Below are 20,702 nucleotides of genomic sequence, written 5' to 3'. Positions count from 1 at the left end.
CCATAAGTACTCATTTCATTTACAATCTACTTCAAAAACTAAAAATCTCTCCATTAGCGCTATTGTAGCTAATAAAAATGTATTTCTTTTGAGACAAAGTGCTTTTGGAGCTAATAGTACTCTACATTGCTTTATTCGAAGTTTTCTTAGCGCAATGCTTTTTAAGGTGATGATCAGTTCAAATAGCTGTAAGACCTACTATTATGAGGGTCAAATGCTAATTGTTAAAATTTGGTTATTTTGACTTGGTAGGTTTGAGATTGTGTTTTTTCAAGAAAGTTTAGATGTAAAAATTTATGATTAATTACTTCAGAAAGGTATTTACGGGCTATAAGCGGGTGGAAAAAGTTGTAGAGGGAATGGACACTACCTTTTTTTATATGGGACAATTAGTAAGGTTCAGTCCTATTACGATGTTAAAGGAACTTAGATTTAAGCAAGTAACAGAAAAATTTACTCAGGTTTCTTCCAAACTTTCTATTACAGAGATTTTAGATCGTATCGGGCCAAATTCAGGGTTGGCGATTGCCAAGATAAAAGTTCATATAAAGGAGGATAACACCTTACTTAAAGTGCATAGACATGTTACTAAAATTGGAAATTTCAATACCAGCTATTATGAATTTTATATTGAGGATGAGCTCGTGGCAGTCTTCTTAAGAAAATATGATTATGGTAGAAGTTTTGCTTCTACAATCAGTAAAATTCATCCAGAAATTGTAATAACCTCAGTAAAGTCCGGGGAAAAATATCTTTTCAACCATCAAGAGGAAGGGAATCAAGTGATTGCTGAATTTTTTGGACATACCCAAATCTGGGTAATTGTCAAGGGGATTAAATTGAATAAGCTTATAGACAATTGGGGGCTGAATTACTCCCAAAAAAAGGAACTGGCTTAATACTATAATCTGTGTTGAGTATACCGGAAGTTTCCATCTTACTTACTATGAAGGTGAAGATAAACGTTAACCAAAAAACATATGGCCTTTCTATTTGGATTGAGGAGTATCATTTTTTTAATGAAATGAATCTGAAGAATTACCTATCACAAAATAGTTAAACCGCTTTGGACCTATCTATTGAGATACTCCAGCTCACTTTATAGGTATTGCGATGGCTAGTTGAGCAAAAAAGTTGTGCCGCTGTCGAGCTTGCGGAAAACTATTCTAATGAGACCTTTCTTTGAAATCTATAACTTTAGCTTTCAATTCCTGAAAAAAGCCTCTTCTAAGAGGTATGGTTTGCTTTTCCACGATAAGTTCCTTGGAATTTATCGAGTGTACAAAAGATAAATTTACAATATAAGATTTGTGAACTCGTATGAAGCGCTCTTCTGGTAAGTGGCTCATCACATCTTTCAGTATATCACGCATAGTAAACTGCTTTTCTTTGGTGTACACTTTTGTGTAAAGCCCATCTGCCTTTAGAAACATAATCTCATCTTCCAATAAGGATATGATATGTCCTCTGTCGCGGATTTGTAAAGTACGTTTTTTTGGAGAAGATGATTTATGCTCAAATGCCCTGAATGCAAGGTATAGACTAGACCGTAACCTTTCCTCAGAAAATGGTTTAAGAATATATCCTTCGTTTGGAACATTGGCTACTCTTTCTAGAAAGTTCAAATCTGAATAGGCTGTGATAAACACTGTTGGAATATCCTTTGACTTCCTGATTTGCCTGGTTAAGTCAATTCCATCCACGTTGCCATCTAATAAGATATCCATCAGGATCAAATCAGGAGAATTTTCTTTTAGGTAATCTATTACTTCGGTGGCATTTTTTAATATATGGGCGGTCTCATATTCCAAATGACTAAGAAGATCTTGGATGTTTTCTGCTAACTCATCCTCATTTTCTACAATTAGAATTTTTTTCATTAATCTGCTTTTTATTCCTCATTCGAAGGTAAAAGGAATAATTTAAACGGGACAAATCTTTGGTAGTTAAATTAAAAAAAAATATGTCTTGCTAATACGAATTAATATTTTCAATAATTCTCTTAAAGATGTTTATTATTAATGTTTTATTGAATATGTTTTTCCTGATTGTTCTTTTTATTTACAAAATTATTCCTTTTGTTGTATTTGGTTGGATTATTAGTTGTTTATTTGTATTTAATTAATGTTAGTAAATCCTCATATTTCAATTGTTGTTATACTTTTTAAATAGGGTGAATTTCAGGATCACCACACAATTATCAAGCTTTTCTTTTAGTTACTTTTCTTTTTGTTTACAAAATTTTGCATATAACATATAATTCGTTCAATACTCTAATTTTCAGTTTTAAGTCTACGTTTAAATGGTGTTATTACATACGGATTTAAAGGGAAATTCATGTCATTAATAGATATATAATGCGCTGTTTTGTTTTTCGAACTAAATTCTAACTTAATGTTTTCAAAGCAGGGTTAATTTTTGATTAATCCAGCCTTAGAGTCTGGCTTTTAGTTTTTATTGAAATAAATGTACTCGCTGTCCAGGTAGCCAAATCTTTCAGGTTATCCTTTGCAATCATTATATGAAGAGATTATATTCTTTCCTTATTTTAATAGGTCTCATTAACGCTAATTTGCTTATTGAGATACCCCAAGCTCTGGGCAGTAGAATAGAAAAAGTCTATATGCCTAGCAAAAAAGATTCCCTCAGTAATTTGGGAGCTAAATTTGTCTTTGATCCCACTTTTCATCAGAGAGCCAAGTCGGTTGATGATAGCAGATTTTCTTCTTCTAAAAAGAATATAGCAGATACTAGGGTGTTAAACTCCCGGTCTAAGCAATCAAATTCAATGGTTCTGCTAGTTAAGGATAGGGGTACTGGAAAGCCCATTGACAATACCTTAGTTGTTTTAAAATTATATGAGACCGATACTTATACTGAATACAAAACAGATGATTTGGGTGAAATCAGTATTCCTCTCACATTTTCTGATTCCTTGGTGCATATTTCAATAGCAGCTTCGGGATATGTAAGCATCCCGGAGTGTACGATTCCTGTCTGGGATACTGCTCACTTAGAAGTCATCTTACAACCTTTGCAACTTAATGAAAACTTAGTTTTGGCTAGGCTCGGGGCTACTGAGAATGGAAAAACCTTAACAGAATCTGATTACCGCTCACTTGACAACCTAATCCAACTTCTTCATCAAAATCCTGATGTTCGGGTTGATTTAAAAAATCATGCTGATTCTAAGCATGGACACTATTATAATCAACGTATCTCTGAAAAAAAAGCCAAACTAATTGTTTCCTATCTAATCAATAAGGGATTAGACCCTAATAGAATCTATTCCGTTTCATATGGCGACTCCTATCCTTTAGTACGATGCACGCTGAATTGCACAAAAAAGCAATTAACCGAAAATAGTAGGACGGAAGTTGTGTTTTTTAAAGGGGAATTTCACTATCAACCATATAAATACCCGGATTTTGATATCGAGATGCAGGCTGTAGTACATACTGGGTCTAAGGTGACATTGCTGGAAACCAAGTCTACCATCTCTTCCGTGGATTCATTAGATAATTCTGTGATCCCCTCGTTGAAAGATTCTTTACATTTGACAAAGTCTTCAATTGGGGATACAGAAGTATCTCCGTTTTATTATCTGGTTACGAATGGTTTTTCGGATTTGGAAGCTGCTTATGCATGGGCCAATTACCTTAGAGGTAATTTCACCCAAGAGGTATTTGTGCTCCCACCCTCATCTAACCAAAATAAATTTTTGGTCGCTTTGGATAGATATGTACAGCTGGAGCAAGCGTTGACTGAAATAAAAGATTATGGTGATTCTGCTCCTCATTTGAATATTTGGCTTTATTATCTAGAATAGGTATTTGCTGATCATTTCTATTAATCTTTTTAGAATTAGTTAGTTATATTATTGGCATGTTATCAATGCCTTTAGATTTAAAATTGTAATTGTTTTGCCCCTTGGGCGTTAATATTTTTCTATTGATTTTAACTAATATGGAGTTTAAACTGTCTGAAATCTTAATCATTGATGACGATGACGCTATTAAGTTTGTGGAAAGCAAAATTTTAAGAAAAATGAGGTTTCTTAAGCCAATTCGCTTCTTTAAAAATGGAAAGGAGGGATTAGACTTTCTTAGATCACGCCCATTGGATCCACCAAGCTCATTCCCACGTCTTATCTTGTTGGATCTTCATATGCCTGTTTTGGATGGCTGGGGGTTTTTGGCTGAGTTCGATAAATTAAGTGATGAAATAAAATCTTCGTATGATGTTATAATAAGGACTAGTTCCATTGACCCGGAAGATAGAAATAGAGCTATAAATTCACCTAGAATTAAGGATTTTATGGTTAAGCCCCTAGAATATGATTTGCTCCTAGAGATATTTGTCAAGCATGGATTTGTTTAATTTACGCTACTTTAATTATTTGTTAGTTGGCTTGTATTAAATTGAGCTATATTTTGACATAAAATTTAGAAAACACAGTTTTTAATTGAACTACCCAATAGCATTATCTTTTTATGCATCTTTATTATCAGTTTCACATATTTCATGTTGGGTGAATCATTCGAGGCTGCTATTTGATATAAGCCTCTGCTTTTTTAATTGCTCTCTCCGCTTGATTAATTAATTCAGAAATGAGATCTCTTATATATTTAGCAATTCATTTACAATCTAATGCATTTATTCGGTTCTTGTTAACTAATTCATAATATTGAGTCATGGAAAATAATGTATTCGTACGCCCTTTTTCTGCTGTGGAAAACATAGAGGGTATAGAGGTGGAATTTATCCATGCTGGTGAAATATGTAGATTTAGCCCCTTCTTAGTGGTGGAGGATTTTATTACCTCTTTTTATAGTCTGAGAATTAAGGAACGTTTATTAAAGCCATTTCCCCTTGATGTTATTCCCAGGTTTAAGGATTATTTCTTTACTTCAAATGCCAAAATCCAGTGCATTGCCAGCTTCTCTCAGAGAGAAATAAAATATGATTCACATATGTTTATTGGGCAGACGGTATTCACTCCCTTCGAACAGGTGAATTACCTAAGAGATGGAAATCTTCTTTTCGAACATTTTAGGTTTAGTAACGATGCGCTATCCTATGAAAGGTGTGTACAACATTTGGCTTATCTCTCTGAGCTCCGCCTTCCACGTTCTCAAGAGAGAATTCTGGTGCAGAACCATATGGGGGAGACCTGCCTTATAGAGAATGGTGATACAATTCAGATTTGGCTAATAAAAAATTGGCAGGCTATTATTGATATTATTTACTAACCTTCGACTAGTTGCTCAATCGTCGTTCTTTAAACGCTATTAATTCCCTGAACTATGTGATGGGAATTTCTTATTTACTGCTAAATAATAGTGGCTTTAAAATCTCGAATAATTTATTTGCAAATAAATGCACAAACCAATTTTTAAGATCTCAGGATGATGAATTTCTATTTGTATATACAAACAAATAATAACTGACAATAACCTTTAACCTTTAGCCCTTAACTCTTAAACACCTAGCAATCCTTGAATTTACAATTTATTTCTCAGTAGCGTTATCATGGGGTTTTACTAGACTCCCTGTTCTAACAGTTTTTAGGAGCATTGTATTCGTTTTGCTCTAGTACCAAGGTGACCCACCCCACATTAAACCCATAGCCTGATGTACTATTCTTAACTTTTGATTGGCTATGCCAGATCCTTTATGATGAATATTAGTAAATGCCTTTTGTATTTTATGCTCTCTTTTCTTGTCTTTGGCTGCATCTCGAATGAGAAAATCATTTATCTGCAGAATCTGGAGGATAAAAATCCAATATCAGACGATGAACTAATCACTTATAAAATTCCAGAATATAAACTCCAGTACAACGATATCATTGATGTAAATATCCAGACCGTGGAGGATATGACGCAGTTTGGCTTTAATAATATGCCTCCTCAGATGAACTCCCAAATGGGAAATGTTTCGGCACAAAGCGGGGGTGATATCTATTATATGACTGGATATTCAGTGGATGAGAAGGGCAATATCCGCCTTCCTATTGTAGGAGAAATCTATGTTCGTGATAAATCCCTGGAAGAAGCTAGAATGGATATTGAGAAGAAACTACGGGAGTATGTTAAATCCGAGCTATATGTCAAAGTTAAATTAGGAGGGGTGCGGTATTCTGCTTTAGGAGAATTTAGGAAACCAGGCAAGTACGTAGTACTTCAGGACCGGATGACCATCTTTGAGGCTATTGCCAATGCAGGGGATCTTACCACTGTAGCTAAGAGGAGTGAGGTATTGCTGATTAGACAATACCCAGAGGGAACACGACTTCATCGGATCGATTTACTGGATAGGCAGATTGTTGCCTCTCCCTTTTATTTCATACAGCCCAATGACCAATTGTATGTAGAGCCTATGAAGGTAAGGGAGTCAGGAACCGGAGAGAATACTGCCCAGACTTTGGCTTTGTTATTTTCTGGAATTTCTGCTGTTGCGCTTATTCTCAATTTAATCAATTAATTCCGCATGTATTCCCATATCCCGTCCAATCCTTCCATCGCGCAGAATGATTTTACTTTGCAAAAAGATGGTGAATTAGATCTCAAGGTGCTTCTTTTTAACTACCTGCAGTACTGGCCTGTTATACTCTTGTTTATCCTGGGAGGATTTTCCTCCGCTTTTCTATTCAACCGGTATTCTACTAATATTTACAAAGTAGAATCCAGTATTTTAGTGAAAGATGAAGAACCTACACTTGGAATGGATCTTTTTGAATCTTCCGGCCTGGGGATGCTGCAAGGCAAAAGCAACATCGAGAACGAAATTGGAATTCTCAAATCCTTTTCCCTAGCAGAAGCAGCCATCTCAGGTATGGATCTTAATGTGCAGTATTTCATAGAAGATTTTTTTTCCACATCTCAAATCTATGGCAGTCTCCCCGTAATGGTGTCAGTGGACTGGAACAAACTTCAGTTGGTTGGTGGAAGATTTAGACTTGAGGTGATTGATAGGGATTCCTTTGAGCTGACAGTGCAGAATGATGATTTTATGATCCACAATCCCGCAGATTCTTATTATAAAGTCAAGCGTGAGCAACCTGCTTTATTAGAAAGAGAGAAATATTCTTTCGGTGAGGAGATAGCAGGGGATGGCTTCTCTTTTGTAGTCAATCAGATATCAGCTTTACCTGGTGATGTACTTCTCTTTAATTTCGTAGATACTCCTACATTAGCTCTCAGATATCGGGAGGAACTCTCAGTATCACCCCTCAATAAAGAGGCTTCCATTCTTTCGCTAAGTTTGGAGACACCGGTGAGAAGGCTGGGAGAGGAATACATCAACAAACTGATGGAGATGTACCTTGCCAAGGAACTGAAGGAAAAGAATAAGGCCTCTGAAAATACAGTTAAATTTATTAATGGACAGCTTTCCGGTATATCGGATTCTCTTAGGTTTTCTGAAAACAGACTTCAGGAATACAGAACCAAAAATAAAATCTTTAATCTTTCGGAAGAGGGGTCTGTCATTTTTCAAAGAATACAAGAACTGGAAGTAGAAAGGGGATTGACGGAGATTAAGTTAAACTACTACGAGGTTTTGCGGGACTACCTCAATACTAACCAGACAGGGGATATGGTTGCTCCTGCTGTGATGGGAGTCACTGATCCCTTACTCAATTCACTGGTTCAGGCGTATAGTGAGCTTCAGGCTGATCAAAATACACTTTCCTCTAATTTTACAGATAAAAGTCCCGCAGTTAGGGAGAATTCCACTAAGATCCAGAATATAAAAAAACAGCTACAGGAAAATGTAAATTCTGCCGTAATCAATACACAAAACCTTATCAAAGACCTGGATGATCAGGTTCGGATGTTGGATATCGACGTAAATTCCCTTCCCGAAACCGAGCGTAATCTACTGGGAATACAGCGGCAGTTCTCCATCAATGAAAATATCTATGTGTATCTACTGGAAAAAAAGGCAGAAGCAGAAATCACAAAAGCTTCCAATATGCCCAAAAACAACGTACTGGACTTTGCAAAAGCGGGGCAATTACCGGTGGCACCCAAGAAGTCGCTGAATTTGCTCATTGGGATGATACTTGGCTTTATTATTCCTATAGGATTTATCACTGTCAAGGATTTTCTCAATACTAAAATTGATGATCCAAAAGAATTGGAAAAAGACATCAAAGTACCCCTTATTGGTATGATTGGGCGTAGTGTATCCGAAGATAAGATTCCTGTTTTAAATAACCCCCGTTCTTCTGTTACAGAATCATTTAGATCCATGAGAGCAGATATGTCTTATCTGAGTCCGGTCAGAAACAACCTGGCCATTCTTCTTACATCCTCTATTTCTGGAGAAGGCAAAACTTTCGTTTCTATCAACCTAGCCTCAGTTTACGCGCTTATGGGAAAGCGTACGCTCTTGATTGGCCTTGACCTTCGTAAACCAAAGATTGCTGAGGATTTTGGTTTGGAAAATGACAAAGGAATGAGTACTTGCTTAAGTTCTGATATTCCCTGGCAGGAGGTGGTGAAACCTACTGGCCACAAAGACATGGATGTAATCCTCTCTGGGCCTATTCCACCCAATCCCGCAGAATTATTGCTTCAGGGTAAATTTGCCCAGATTATTAAGGAAGTCAAGCAGGTCTATGATGTAGTGATTTTTGACTGTCCTCCTGTTGGATTGGTTTCAGAAACAAAAGAGCTGTTTCCTTATGCGGATATAAGCTTCTTTGTTTTCCGACAAGGATATTCCATGAAAGCCAATTCCCAGATCCTAAATAACCTGGTGGAAAAAGGAGGGGTATCCAAAATTTATGCTATTCTTAATGATGTACACATAGACAAGGGTTATGGCTATGGTTATGGTTACGGATATGGTTACGGCTATGGCAATAATTCCTATGGATACCACGAAGAAGTACAATTGCCATGGTGGAAAAGAGCTTTGAGAAGGAAATGACCTTTAACCTTTAACCATTAACCATTAACCATTAATCATTAACCTATAAACCATTAACCTTTAACCATTAACCATTAACCCTTGCTCCCCTCTCTTCCTTTTATTTACAATTCTCTACAAAATCAAGATAGAATGGGATTTACAAAGTACTCCCTCTCACTTATATCACTAATTTCAATTTATAGTAGAAAAGTGGATAAGCCCAGCATAACCCAATAATCTAGTCAATGCAGAAACCTCTTTTGCATATTCTTTTAAATTTAAACCATTGTTTGGCTACAATTTGACCATGGACATTTTGAACTATCTGAGTAAGTTGGCAACAGGTTACCATTCCAGATCCCTTAAGATTTCAGGAATAAATGTGAAGTTTAAATTTTACGGAAAGCCTGTGCCCTTTGATCCTATTGCCATGCTCCGTGAGCTCCAATTCTTATCTCAGTCCCTAGGATGCTTAAATTTAGATATGGATAAGGATTATCTGGATTTTGCTCACCATGAACTGGATATAGATCAGCATTTACCGGCTTTGGTAATAGCTTCCTTTCAGCTAGATGGGTTAAGGTATAAAGTAATCCGTTCTATCAAGCGGGTCGAAAATCCTCGATGTAGCAGGTATATTTTCTATTGTGCCGACCAAATGATGGCGGTTTACCAACGCACCTACGATTATGGCCAATCTTTTGATAAGCTCTCTGCAAAATTTCTCAGGAATTTCGAAGCTACGGCTCCAAGCAATCAGCGCCTGATAAAAGTTATGTCTGATGGACAGTGGGGCCTCTTGGAGGGAATGGTAGACTCTCAATTGTGGTTAATAGTAGCGCCTAATCATATGAGTGATATATTACAGAAAATCATACTAGCTAAAAATACTTCCAGTGCACAAAAGCAGATTCACTAGCTTTAGTCAGACTCTCATGCAAATTCCTAAACCAGTATCCAAGCGTCTTTTTTGTTCGATTACAGAGGTTTGTCACTTGTTAAAATATGTTGAACCTAATAATTCTAGTATGAACTAATCAACTAAAGACCAATAGCTGACTCTGCAGCAATAGACCCTGTTCCTCGTAGAGTATAGTCAACTTTGGTAATCCCTGCCTGCTATCTGGCGGGGGAATTTGTCTGCCGATTAGCATCAGCAGGACAGAATGAAAAAATAAATTCCTATTACAGACATCAAGCTTATAATCAGGAAATACATAATTTCTCACATCTCAGAAATGCTTACAATCAGAAAATCCAAGTATGAGACTATAAAATTTAATTAGAAAATAAGGGTAAAAAATGAGTACAAAAATTACTCACTTTCTTATCTTTACAGCATGAAACGGGTGAATAAGCCTCATAAGCAATACATAGGCACTTTTTATGCCTTTCTACCCAAAAAACCTGGTTTTGATCCGTTTCAGTTTTTCACCAAGCAGCTAGTACCAGCTAAGTCCATCTGCAATCTTATAAGTTAAGATATATTATCCGGTGAAAATAGGTAGCTACCTATTTTCAGGGAAGAATATTACCTTGCTTTTTTGACTACAGAATGGGGCTGAAGGGGCGAAGCTGCGTCCAGACAGTGTCTAAACCTTTTTTAAATCTAACATATTTATCGACAATGAAAATCGCGGTAGTAGGTACAGGCTATGTAGGTCTGGTGTCCGGAGCATGTTTTGCTGACGTAGGAATCGAAGTAACTTGTGTTGACATCGATCAGAAAAAAATTGATAACCTCAAAAAAGGTATTATGCCTATTTATGAGCCAGGTCTGGAAGAGGTTGTTGTCAGAAATTTCAAAAGTGGTAGACTGAAATTTAGCACTGATTTGGGTGAAGCCATACAGGGCGCATCAGTCGCTTTCATAGCGGTAGGAACACCTCCAGGTGAAGATGGATCCGCGGATCTGAAATATGTACTGGCTGTGGCAGATGAAATCGGTACAAAAATGACTGATTACATTGTGGTGGCAACCAAGAGTACAGTGCCCGTTACTACGGGCGAGAAAGTGCGTGGAGCAATCAAAGGAGCTTTGGACAAGCGCGGTTCTGACTTACCGTTTGCGGTAGCATCAAACCCTGAATTCCTGAAAGAGGGAGCAGCAGTGGAGGATTTCCTAAAGCCGGACAGAATTGTGATCGGTGTGGATGACGAACGTGCTGAGGAGATCATGAAGCGTCTGTATAAGCCATTCCAACTCAGTGGGGAGCGAATCATCTATATGGATATTCCATCTGCAGAGATGACCAAGTATGCTGCGAACGCCATGCTTGCTACCAAGATCTCATTCATGAATGACGTGGCCAACTTATGTGAATTGGTAGGAGCGGATGCCAACATGGTAAGAAAGGGAATCGGCTCTGATCCAAGAATAGGGAATAAGTTTATCTACCCAGGAGTAGGATACGGGGGGTCATGTTTCCCAAAAGACGTAAAAGCAATCATTAAAACAGCTAAGCAATATGGTTATGACCTGAGAGTTCTTCAGGCTGTGGAGGATGTGAATGATGATCAGAAATATGTGCTATCTAAGAAAGTAAAAGCTCACTTCGGTGAGGACTTGACAGGGATGACTTTTGCGATGTGGGGATTGAGCTTCAAACCAAACACCGACGATATGCGTGAAGCTCCTGCTGGAGTGATTATCGATGAATTGAGAGCTGCGGGAGCTACGGTGAAAGCCTACGATCCTATAGCCATGGAGGAGGCCAGAGAACATTACATCTTCGATAAGGTGACCTATTGCAAAGACGCCTACGATGCCTTGGTAGATGCAGACGCTTTGCTGTTGGTTACCGAATGGTCCGAATTCAGAATTCCAAGCTGGGATGTAGTAGGAAAGCTATTGAAAAACAAGGTGATCTTCGACGGTAGAAATATATATGATAGAAAATATCTGAAGACTTTAGGGTTCGAATCTTTCGGAATCGGAAGTTAATCCTCGATATAGTTCTCTCGATCCGTAGTTGTGGAGGTGAGATCTCAAACCATACACTAATACAGATCATTTGTTAAAAGTTAAGTAGTTAAGAGTTAACGAATATCCTTTTAACCTTTAACTTTTAACCTTCAACATTTTAACCTTTAACCCTTAAGCTTCCAACCAAAAACCAATTTTTCATTGAAAACAATTAACGTCATCCTTTCCGGAGGAGTAGGCTCTAGACTTTGGCCACTCTCCCGTAAATCCCAGCCTAAGCAATACTTGCCCATTTTTGATGGAGAAACGCTGTTTCAAAGTACAGTTAAAAGAAATGCGGAATTTTGCGATCAGACAATGGTGGTAGGAAACTGTGACAATTTTGAGCTTTCCCGGAAAGACTTAAACTCTGCCGGAACGGAAGGATTCGTGGAAATCATTGAGGCCTGCCCACGCAACACAGCTGCTGCAATTGCATTTGCTGCCTTTGCTGCAAAGCCAGAAGACATTCTGTTTGTTACCCCCTCAGATCACTTGATTACCTCTAAGCTTGCCTATAACACCGCAGTGGAGAGAGCTATCCAACTTGCCCAAGAAGGCTATATTGTTACTTTTGGATTAAAACCTACTAGACCTGAAACTGGTTTTGGATATATAGAGGCAGAAGGTGAAGAGGTAAAAGGTTTTCGCGAAAAACCAAACCAGGAAACTGCAGAGGCATTTCTCAAAAGCGGAAATTTCTTTTGGAACTCCGGTATGTTTTGCTTTCAGGCTGGAGTTTATCTGGATGAGTTGAAGTCCTTTGAACCAGAGGTGTATGCAACATCAAAAACTGCTTTTGAAAAAGCTGAGGAAGGTAAACTTGATTTTGATCTTTCTATGAATATCCCTTCCATATCCGTCGATTATGCGGTGATGGAGAAGACAGATAAAATTAAGGTTGTGCCTTCAACCTTTGCCTGGTCCGACATGGGCTCTTTTGAATCCATTTACGATCACTTCAAAAAACAAGGTCATCCTGTCGATTCCAAAGGAAATATGGTTATAGGAACGAATCTCCATACAGAGTTTTTAGGCCTAAAAAACACCCTGCTTATACAAACATCCGACGCCATTCTCGTACTCAAAAAAGACAATGCCCAAGATGTGAAGAAGGTTTTTGAGAGATTGGAGAAGGAGAAGCCGGAGTTAGTTTCTTAAAGTTAAATGTTAATTAGTTAAAGGTTAACCGTGTCAAGTGTAAAATCTTTTGAAGAGTTGGAGATCTGGAAATTGGCTCGTGAGCTTTGTTTACAGGTTCGGTTATTAACTCGAAAGGAACAATTCTCAAGAGATTTTCGCTTCTGTGGACAATTTAATTCAGCTGCAGGATCCATCATGGATAACATTGCTGAAGGATTTGAAAGAGATGGAAATAAAGAATTTATTAATTTTTTATACATCGCAAAGGGTTCGAATGGAGAGGTAAGATCCCAATCATTCAGAGCTCTGGATGCTGGTTTTGTTGATGACTCTGAGCAAAGCGAGATTTTAAGATTAACCGATATTTTAAAATTCAAAATTCAAGCATTAATACAAGTTCTTAAAAATAGTGGAGGGAAAGGATACAAATGATAGATAGAAGTTGTGAAGCTTTATCAATTAACATTTTAACCCTTAGACCATGCTTTCCTTCTTGGTGTTAAAAGTTAAATGTTAACCCAATCCACATTTTAACCTTTAACATTTTAACGCTTAACAATTTGTCCTTAACCTAATTATTATTTAAATCAATAGAGTGAACAAAACCACAAAGATATACATCGCTGGCCACCGCGGCATGGTAGGCTCAGCAATATGGAGAGCTTTGGAAGCTAAAGGGTATACACACCTTATTGGCAAAACCTCAAAGGAATTGGATCTTAGAAGTCAACCTGAAGTAGCTGATTTCTTTGAATGCGAAAAACCGGAAGTGGTGATCGATGCTGCAGCACGAGTAGGTGGGATATTAGCTAATAACAACTATCCCTATCAGTTCTTGATGGAAAATATGCAAATTCAAAATAACCTGATTGATTCATCTTTAAAAGCTGATGTAGCAAAGTTTATCTTTTTAGGTTCTTCCTGCATCTACCCTAAATTAGCCCCTCAACCTTTAAAGGAGGAGTATTTATTGACTGGTCCTTTGGAGCCAACTAACGAGTGGTATGCTATTGCTAAAATTACAGGAGTAAAAGCCTGCGAAGCAATCCGAAAGCAATTTGGCAAGGATTACATTTCCCTAATGCCTACCAACTTATATGGAACCCATGATAATTTTGATTTAACTACTTCCCATGTGCTTCCTGCTATGATCAGAAAATTTCATGAGGCGAAACAACCACAATTGTCTATGCTGAGCGAAGTCGAAGCAGATAAGGAGCACTTATCAGTAACACTGTGGGGAAGTGGAACACCTATGCGCGAATTCCTTTTCGTAGAAGACCTAGCAGACGCAGTAGTTTTTGCCTTGGAAAATAAGTTTCAGGACAACCTCTATAACGTAGGAACTGGAGTGGATTTGACTATAAAAGAATTAGCGGAGTTGATCCAAAGAACCGTAGGCCATACCGGAGAAATCATCTGGGACTCCAACAAGCCTGATGGTACTCCAAGAAAGTTGATGGATGTATCCAAAATGACTGATGCAGGCTGGAAGGCCAAGGTAGGATTGGAAGAAGGAATCAAGAGAACCTACGAATGGTTCCTGGAGAATCAGGAGAACTTTAAAGAAGTGAAATTATAGTTAAAAGTTAGGATGTTAAAAGTTAAGACGATATCGCTTAACAGTTAACGATTAACAATTAACATTTAACAATACAACATGAAAACAGCACTTATCACCGGCATCACCGGACAAGACGGCTCTTACCTTGCTGAACTACTTTTAGAAAAGGGATATATGGTCCATGGGATCAAACGTAGAGCCTCCTCCTTTAATACCCAAAGAATAGATCACCTATATCAGGATCAGCATGAGAATCAGGTGAATTTCAAATTGCATTACGGTGACTTGACAGATTCCATGAATATCATTCGAATCATCCAAGAGGTACAACCAGATGAGATTTACAACCTCGGCGCTATGTCCCATGTGAAAGTTTCCTTCGATTCCCCAGAGTATGTAGCTAATGTGGATGGGCTAGGCACATTAAGAATATTGGAAGCAGTTCGAATTTTAGGTCTGGAAAAAAAAACAAGGATTTACCAAGCTTCTACTTCTGAGTTGTATGGAGGTATGCCGGAGAATAAAAATGCTGCTGGATTTTATGACGAGAACTCTCCTTTCTATCCCCGTTCACCTTATGGAGCGGCAAAAATCTATGGTTTCTGGATTACCAAGAACTACAGAGAAGCCTATAATATGTTCGCCTGCAATGGAATACTCTTTAACCATGAATCTCCACGAAGAGGAGAGACCTTTGTGACCAGAAAAATAACCATGGCCACCGCAGCGATAGCAATGGGGTTGCAGGATTGCCTTTATCTAGGTAATATGGAAGCACTTCGAGATTGGGGACATGCGAAAGATTATGTACGCGCCATGTGGTTAATTCTTCAACAAGAGAAACCAGAGGATTTTGTAATAGCTACAGGTGTGACTACCAAGGTGCGTGATTTCGTCCAAATGTCCTTTGAACATGTAGGATTCAAAATCCGCTGGGAGGGAGAAGGTGTCAATGAAGTAGGAATATTGGACTCTATTGATAACGATAAGTATAAAGTAGCAACTGGTGTCAGCCTGAGCACCTTATCGACGGGAGTCGATAAGTACGAAGGCTCAAAACTCATAGGTACTATTCTTGTTAAAGTCGATCCAACCTACTTCCGCCCAACCGAAGTCGACTTGCTCCTCGGCGACCCTACCAAATCCAAAACCCAATTAGGCTGGAAGCCCGAATACGATTTAGCTGGTTTGGTAGAAGATATGATGATCTCTGATATCAGGCTTATGCAAAAGGATTTGCATTTGGCAGAAGGTGGACATGAGGTTTATAGACAATCAGAATAAGAAGATATTATGAAAAGAATTCTAGTGACTGGAGGAGCGGGATTTATAGGTTCGCATGTAGTTAGGAGGTTAGTACAGAATTATCCTTCTTATCATATCTATAATCTAGATGCATTAACTTATGCAGGTAACCTTGAAAATATTTCAGATATAGAAAAAGAGTCTAATTATACTTTTCTTAAAGGAGATATAGTGGATAATGAATATTTGCAGAAAATATTCAGAAAGTATGAGTTTGATGGAGTAATACATCTGGCTGCTGAATCTCATGTGGATCGCTCTATTACAGATCCAATTGCATTTGTCAAAACTAATGTAATTGGAACCATGAACTTGCTCAATTCTGCTAAAGAAATTTGGAAAGATAATTATGAAGGCAAAAGATTCTATCATGTTAGTACAGATGAAGTGTATGGCTCTTTAGGTAGTGAAGGATTATTCACTGAAAAAACTTCTTATGCCCCGAATTCCCCATATTCAGCTTCTAAAGCAAGCTCAGACCATTTTGTACGTGCCTTTCATGAAACATATGGAATTCCTATAGTTATTTCCAATTGTTCAAATAACTATGGGCCAAATCACTTCCCTGAAAAGTTAATCCCATTATTTATTAATAATGTTTTAAATTCTAAGTCTTTACCGGTATATGGAGATGGGAATTATACAAGAGACTGGCTCTATGTCATTGATCATGCCTTAGCAATTGATAAAGTTTTTCATGAAGGTTCTAATGGAGAAACCTATAATATAGGAGGATTTAATGAATGGAAAAACATTGATCTGGTCAAGTTACTTTGTAAGCTCATTGATGTAAAACTTAAGAATGTCCCTGGTACTTCTGAAAAGTTAATAACATATGTTAAAGATCGTCCGGGACATGATTTACGTTATGCCATTGATGCATCTAAAATTAACGAAGAATTGGGATGGGAGCCATCGGTAACTTTCGAGCAAGGCTTAGATTTGACTATTGATTGGTACTTGAATAATACCGAATGGCTTAATAATGTTACTTCTGGAGCTTATCAGGATTATTATACAACGCAATATATAGATGAATAATTCTCAGGCAAAAAGAATATTGGTTACAGGATCCAACGGGCAGTTGGGGAGTGAGCTAAGGGATTTAGCATCAGATTATCCTGATTTGGAATTTGATTTTGTAGATCAAAGCGATTTTTCTTTTACAGATCGATCAGCTATCACTACTAATCTGAACACCTTACAACCATCTTTTATTATTAATTGTGCAGCATATACTGCGGTAGATTCTGCAGAAGTTGAGGTTGAACTGGCGGATGAAATTAATCACAAAGCTGTTGAAGTTATAGCAAAATGGTGTGCTGAGAATTCTACTCGCTTAATCCACATATCAACGGATTATGTGTTTGACGGTACCTCACGCTTACCTCTTACAGAGGCAGAACCCACCAATCCCATAAACGTATACGGTGCCACCAAGAGGGATGGGGAGTTGAGATGTATGGAAAATTGTCCAGATTGTGTAATTATCCGCACAGCTTGGGTTTATTCATCATACGGGAAGAATTTCGTTAAAACGATGATCAAATTGATGAATGAGCGTAGTGAATTAAATGTTGTGAACGATCAAATCGGCTCACCCACCTACGCCTTAGATTTGGCAACTGCCATCATGAGTATTGTTTCATCTAAGGATTGGGTCTCAGGTATATATCATTATTCTAATAAAGGTGAAATCTCATGGTATCAATTTGCTGTGGATATTAAAGAGCTAATGGACTCTGATTGCACTATTAATGGAGTAACTTCAAATCAATATCCTACGCCTGCTAAAAGGCCAAATTATTCCTTATTGGATAAATCGAAAATTAAGTTAACGTATTCTATTAATATACCACCGTATAAGGATAGTCTGAAAAATTGTTTAGCCAAAATTAAAAGTAAGTATAAATGAAAGGAATTATACTAGCAGGAGGTTCCGGAACAAGGCTGCATCCGCTTACGCTATCAATAAGCAAGCAGCTAATGCCTGTCTATGATAAACCGATGATTTACTATCCACTTTCTGTATTGATGCTGGCAGGTATTCGAGAAATACTTATTATTTCAACACCTAAAGACCTTCCTTTATTTATGGATTTGTTAGGAGATGGTGTTAAACTAGGATGCAGGTTTGAGTATGCAGTTCAAGAGCATCCAAATGGTTTAGCTGAGGCATTTATTATAGGTGAGCAGTTTGTAGGAAATGATAAAGTGGCACTAATTCTGGGAGATAATATTTTTTATGGTACAGGTCTCGGTAAGCTTCTTCAGGCTAATAATGATCCTAATGGAGGAATAATTTATGCCTATCATGTGCATGATCCGGAGCGCTACGGGGTAGTGGAATTTGATAAAGAGGGTCGGGCAGTTTCTATTGAAGAGAAACCTCTTGAACCAAAATCCAATTATGCTGTTCCCGGTATTTATTTTTACGACAATGAAGTAATTAAAATTGCAAAAAATATTAAGCCTAGCAAAAGGGGGGAACTTGAAATTACAGATGTGAATAAGGAGTATCTTCTACGAGGTAAGCTAGGAGTAAGTATTTTAAATAGAGGTACAGCTTGGTTGGATACAGGAACATTTGCCTCTCTTATGCAAGCATCACAATTTGTAGAGGTCATTGAAGAGCGCCAAGGGTTGAAAATAGGAGCTATAGAAGGTGTTGCTTATGAGATGGGATATATAGACCAAGAGCAATTCAAAGCTCTTTGTCAGCCACTTTTAAAAAGCGGATATGGAAAAAATCTTTTATCACTTTTAGATACCAAAAAATGATTACCAAAGAAACACGCCTAAAGGGTTGCTTTATCCTTGAACCCAAGGTTTTCGAAGATGAGCGAGGATACTTTTTTGAAAGTTACAATGAAGAACTTTTTAATAAGCTTACTGAAACCCAAACTATTTTTGTTCAGGATAATCAGTCCTTTTCGAGCAAGGGAGTATTAAGAGGCCTTCATTACCAAACTGGTGAATGGGCCCAGGCTAAATTAGTTAGGGTAGTTTCAGGGGCTGTGCTTGATGTGGCAGTGGATATGAGAAAAGAATCTGGGACCTACGGGGAGTATGTAGCTGTGGAATTAAGTGATAAAAATAAGAAACAGCTATTTGTCCCAAGGGGCTTTGCACATGGTTTTGTGGTGTTGAGTGATACAGCAGAATTTTTCTATAAGTGCGATAACTTTTACAATAAGGCATCCGAGGCTGGAATTATTTTTAATGACAAAGATTTGTCTATTGATTGGAAATTGCCCAAAGATTCTCTTATTGTTTCGGAAAAAGATTGGCAATTACCCTCGTTTTCAAGCAATGAACTGTAGATGAAAAAAAGCATTTAATATTGTCGAGAGAGATATTTTGATCTTTGCTTTTAGATATTTACTGTTTTAAGGTGAATAGATTATTTTATAGTAAAGTGTAATTACCAATCGTGCTTCTCATCAATATCATTAGAATATATATATCAAATAAATAAGAGGTAAATTTTATCAACTCATTGTCTATGAAACCAAATAGTGAAATAAATATAGCAATTGTGTGGGCCAACCCTTACAGCGGTAATTTAGGAGTTGGAGCATTAGCATATTCAGCTCTTTCTTTAATACATGATACTTTAGATGAGCATGATCTTAAAGGAAAGATATCTTTTTGGGGTAGTTCTAAAGAAGGTGAGGATTTTGTCTCAATTAATTCTAAAAGGATTGAATTTCATAATATAGTTGGTTTAGATTATGGTAATCCTAAGTCTTGGATTAAGATGTTGCTAAAACCTATTAGATTTGGAACTATTCGTATGTTTTCTTTTGATTGTGTTTTCGATATTGCGGAGGGAGACAGTTTTTCTGACATATATGGTGATGTACGTTTTAAAAGAATTTTAAATTCTAAAATGCTTTTTAGCCGTTTAGGAATAAAACAAGTAATGTTACCTCAAACAATTGGTCCTTTTAGTAGCCCAAAAAATGAAAAGTTAGCATTCAATGCAATGGGTAAAGTTCATAAGGTGATTGGAAGGGATCTACAGAGTTATAATTATAGTAAAAAGCACCTTCCTGAAAGCAAAATATTGGAGTCAATAGATGTTGCATTTTATATGCCTTTTGAGCGAAAGGAATTTGATGGTAAGAATATTAATATTGGTATAAATGTTTCTGGACTTTTATGGAATGGTGGGTATACCAAGAATAATCAATTTAAGATGATGACTGATTATAAGGTTTTGGTTACTAAAACTATTGAATACTTTAGTAAATTAAATGGAGTAAAAGTACATTTAATTCCTCATGTAGTTCCTGCAAATATGTCTGTTGAAGACGACTATGCAGTTTCATTAGAGATAAAAGAGTTGTATCCCAATGTAGTAGTTCCATCAAAATTTGTAAACCCTATTGAGGCCAAGAGCTATATTAGCGGATTAGATTTTTTCACAGGAGGTAGGATGCATTCCTGCATAGCGGCATTTTCTTCAGGCGTTCCAGTAGTACCAATGGCCTATAGTAGGAAATTTAATGGACTCTTTAAAGATACATTACAGTATAAGTGGATGGGTGATTGTGTAAACTCTAGTGAGGAGGATGTATTACGCGAAATTATACACGGTTATGAAAATAGAGCTACTCTAGCGGAGGATATTGCAAAAAGTGAAAAGGAAATTATTAAGCCAAGGTTAAATCGTCTAAAGGAGATACTTTACGAATCATTAATAAAATAACATTTACTTTCACTTTTTTGAGAGTAAAGATCAAAAAGCAGTTAAGAATAAGGTTAACTTTAAGTTTTAGGTCAGCTTTTCTTCGCTAT

At 37.2% G+C, this 20,702-nt stretch carries 18 protein-coding genes; 17 read left to right on the top strand and 1 reads right to left on the bottom strand.

Annotated features, from left to right (window positions below; translation table 11 throughout):
* Nucleotides 1–296: 296 nt before the first annotated feature.
* Entirely contained in the window at nt 297–899 is a 603-nt protein-coding gene (locus AACZ87_RS06235) for a hypothetical protein (protein WP_339865834.1), read from the top strand.
* A gap of 267 nt (nt 900–1,166) precedes the next feature.
* On the opposite strand, the gene AACZ87_RS06230 is transcribed toward AACZ87_RS06235, so the two are convergent.
* The gene (locus AACZ87_RS06230) at nt 1,167–1,880 is read right to left on the bottom strand and encodes a response regulator (RefSeq protein WP_283414415.1); all 714 of its coding nucleotides are present in this window, start codon (nt 1,878–1,880) and stop codon (nt 1,167–1,169) included.
* A 908-nt stretch (nt 1,881–2,788) separates the two neighbouring features.
* Here AACZ87_RS06230 and AACZ87_RS06225 point away from each other — a divergent pair.
* The 16 genes from AACZ87_RS06225 (at nt 2,789) to AACZ87_RS06150 (ending at nt 20,613) form a co-directional block, all read left to right on the top strand.
* Nucleotides 2,789–3,829 (top strand): OmpA family protein, encoded by a 1,041-nt coding sequence (locus AACZ87_RS06225; protein ID WP_339865833.1) that lies wholly within the window; start codon nt 2,789–2,791, stop codon nt 3,827–3,829.
* A gap of 101 nt (nt 3,830–3,930) precedes the next feature.
* On the top strand, nt 3,931–4,380 hold the full coding sequence (locus AACZ87_RS06220) for a response regulator (protein WP_339865832.1): 450 nt from the start codon (nt 3,931–3,933) through the stop codon (nt 4,378–4,380).
* A 314-nt stretch (nt 4,381–4,694) separates the two neighbouring features.
* Entirely contained in the window at nt 4,695–5,252 is a 558-nt protein-coding gene (locus AACZ87_RS06215; protein ID WP_339865831.1) for a hypothetical protein, read from the top strand.
* A gap of 457 nt (nt 5,253–5,709) precedes the next feature.
* Complete coding sequence (locus tag AACZ87_RS06210) at nt 5,710–6,486, top strand: polysaccharide biosynthesis/export family protein (RefSeq protein WP_339865830.1); 777 nt, start codon at nt 5,710–5,712, stop codon at nt 6,484–6,486.
* A gap of 6 nt (nt 6,487–6,492) precedes the next feature.
* On the top strand, nt 6,493–8,940 hold the full coding sequence (locus tag AACZ87_RS06205) for a polysaccharide biosynthesis tyrosine autokinase (RefSeq protein ID WP_339865829.1): 2,448 nt from the start codon (nt 6,493–6,495) through the stop codon (nt 8,938–8,940).
* A 289-nt stretch (nt 8,941–9,229) separates the two neighbouring features.
* Nucleotides 9,230–9,841 carry a hypothetical protein gene (locus tag AACZ87_RS06200; RefSeq protein ID WP_339865828.1) on the top strand — a complete coding sequence of 204 codons (612 nt, stop codon included), beginning with the start codon at nt 9,230–9,232 and terminating at the stop codon, nt 9,839–9,841.
* A 708-nt stretch (nt 9,842–10,549) separates the two neighbouring features.
* A complete protein-coding gene (locus AACZ87_RS06195) occupies nt 10,550–11,866 on the top strand; it encodes a UDP-glucose/GDP-mannose dehydrogenase family protein (protein ID WP_339865827.1) in 1,317 nt (438 codons plus the stop codon).
* A gap of 183 nt (nt 11,867–12,049) precedes the next feature.
* Nucleotides 12,050–13,048, top strand: a complete 999-nt coding sequence (locus AACZ87_RS06190; RefSeq protein ID WP_339865826.1) for a sugar phosphate nucleotidyltransferase — start codon at nt 12,050–12,052, stop codon at nt 13,046–13,048.
* Nucleotides 13,049–13,105: 57 nt separating this feature from the next.
* Entirely contained in the window at nt 13,106–13,462 is a 357-nt protein-coding gene (locus AACZ87_RS06185; RefSeq protein WP_339865825.1) for a four helix bundle protein, read from the top strand.
* Between the two features lie 163 nt (nt 13,463–13,625).
* The gene (locus AACZ87_RS06180) at nt 13,626–14,612 is read left to right on the top strand and encodes a GDP-L-fucose synthase (protein WP_339865824.1); all 987 of its coding nucleotides are present in this window, start codon (nt 13,626–13,628) and stop codon (nt 14,610–14,612) included.
* Nucleotides 14,613–14,690: 78 nt separating this feature from the next.
* Nucleotides 14,691–15,878: a GDP-mannose 4,6-dehydratase gene (gene gmd / locus AACZ87_RS06175; protein ID WP_339865823.1), complete on the top strand. Its 1,188-nt coding sequence runs from the start codon at nt 14,691–14,693 to the stop codon at nt 15,876–15,878.
* Nucleotides 15,879–15,887: 9 nt separating this feature from the next.
* On the top strand, nt 15,888–16,940 hold the full coding sequence (gene rfbB, locus AACZ87_RS06170; RefSeq protein ID WP_339865822.1) for a dTDP-glucose 4,6-dehydratase: 1,053 nt from the start codon (nt 15,888–15,890) through the stop codon (nt 16,938–16,940).
* Nucleotides 16,933–17,814, top strand: coding sequence for a dTDP-4-dehydrorhamnose reductase (gene rfbD / locus AACZ87_RS06165; protein WP_339865821.1), 882 nt, complete (start codon nt 16,933–16,935; stop codon nt 17,812–17,814). The genes rfbB and rfbD overlap by 8 nt, the downstream gene beginning before the upstream one ends.
* Nucleotides 17,811–18,680, top strand: a complete 870-nt coding sequence (rfbA, locus tag AACZ87_RS06160) for a glucose-1-phosphate thymidylyltransferase RfbA (RefSeq protein ID WP_339865820.1) — start codon at nt 17,811–17,813, stop codon at nt 18,678–18,680. Before rfbD ends, rfbA begins: the two co-directional genes overlap by 4 nt.
* On the top strand, nt 18,677–19,222 hold the full coding sequence (rfbC, locus tag AACZ87_RS06155; protein ID WP_339865819.1) for a dTDP-4-dehydrorhamnose 3,5-epimerase: 546 nt from the start codon (nt 18,677–18,679) through the stop codon (nt 19,220–19,222). Before rfbA ends, rfbC begins: the two co-directional genes overlap by 4 nt.
* A 182-nt stretch (nt 19,223–19,404) precedes the next feature.
* Nucleotides 19,405–20,613 (top strand): polysaccharide pyruvyl transferase family protein, encoded by a 1,209-nt coding sequence (locus AACZ87_RS06150; RefSeq protein ID WP_339865818.1) that lies wholly within the window; start codon nt 19,405–19,407, stop codon nt 20,611–20,613.
* The last annotated feature ends 89 nt before the right edge of the window (nt 20,614–20,702 follow it).

This window comes from uncultured Algoriphagus sp. (assembly GCF_963974365.1).
In the GTDB taxonomy this organism is placed as follows: Bacteria; Bacteroidota; Bacteroidia; order Cytophagales; family Cyclobacteriaceae; genus Algoriphagus.
Note: the sequence above shows the minus strand (reverse complement) of the source record. Positions and strands in the feature narration are given on the sequence as shown.

Coding starts and splice junctions, on each gene's coding strand:
- AACZ87_RS06235 (WP_339865834.1), top strand. CDS start 297: ATGATTAATTACTTCAGAAAGGTATTTACGGGCTATAAGCGGGTGGAA.
- AACZ87_RS06230 (WP_283414415.1), bottom strand. CDS start 1,880: ATGAAAAAAATTCTAATTGTAGAAAATGAGGATGAGTTAGCAGAAAAC.
- AACZ87_RS06225 (WP_339865833.1), top strand. CDS start 2,789: ATGGTTCTGCTAGTTAAGGATAGGGGTACTGGAAAGCCCATTGACAAT.
- AACZ87_RS06215 (WP_339865831.1), top strand. CDS start 4,695: ATGGAAAATAATGTATTCGTACGCCCTTTTTCTGCTGTGGAAAACATA.
- AACZ87_RS06210 (WP_339865830.1), top strand. CDS start 5,710: ATGCTCTCTTTTCTTGTCTTTGGCTGCATCTCGAATGAGAAAATCATT.
- AACZ87_RS06205 (WP_339865829.1), top strand. CDS start 6,493: ATGTATTCCCATATCCCGTCCAATCCTTCCATCGCGCAGAATGATTTT.
- AACZ87_RS06200 (WP_339865828.1), top strand. CDS start 9,230: ATGGACATTTTGAACTATCTGAGTAAGTTGGCAACAGGTTACCATTCC.
- AACZ87_RS06195 (WP_339865827.1), top strand. CDS start 10,550: ATGAAAATCGCGGTAGTAGGTACAGGCTATGTAGGTCTGGTGTCCGGA.
- gmd (WP_339865823.1), top strand. CDS start 14,691: ATGAAAACAGCACTTATCACCGGCATCACCGGACAAGACGGCTCTTAC.
- rfbB (WP_339865822.1), top strand. CDS start 15,888: ATGAAAAGAATTCTAGTGACTGGAGGAGCGGGATTTATAGGTTCGCAT.
- rfbD (WP_339865821.1), top strand. CDS start 16,933: ATGAATAATTCTCAGGCAAAAAGAATATTGGTTACAGGATCCAACGGG.
- rfbA (WP_339865820.1), top strand. CDS start 17,811: ATGAAAGGAATTATACTAGCAGGAGGTTCCGGAACAAGGCTGCATCCG.
- rfbC (WP_339865819.1), top strand. CDS start 18,677: ATGATTACCAAAGAAACACGCCTAAAGGGTTGCTTTATCCTTGAACCC.
- AACZ87_RS06150 (WP_339865818.1), top strand. CDS start 19,405: ATGAAACCAAATAGTGAAATAAATATAGCAATTGTGTGGGCCAACCCT.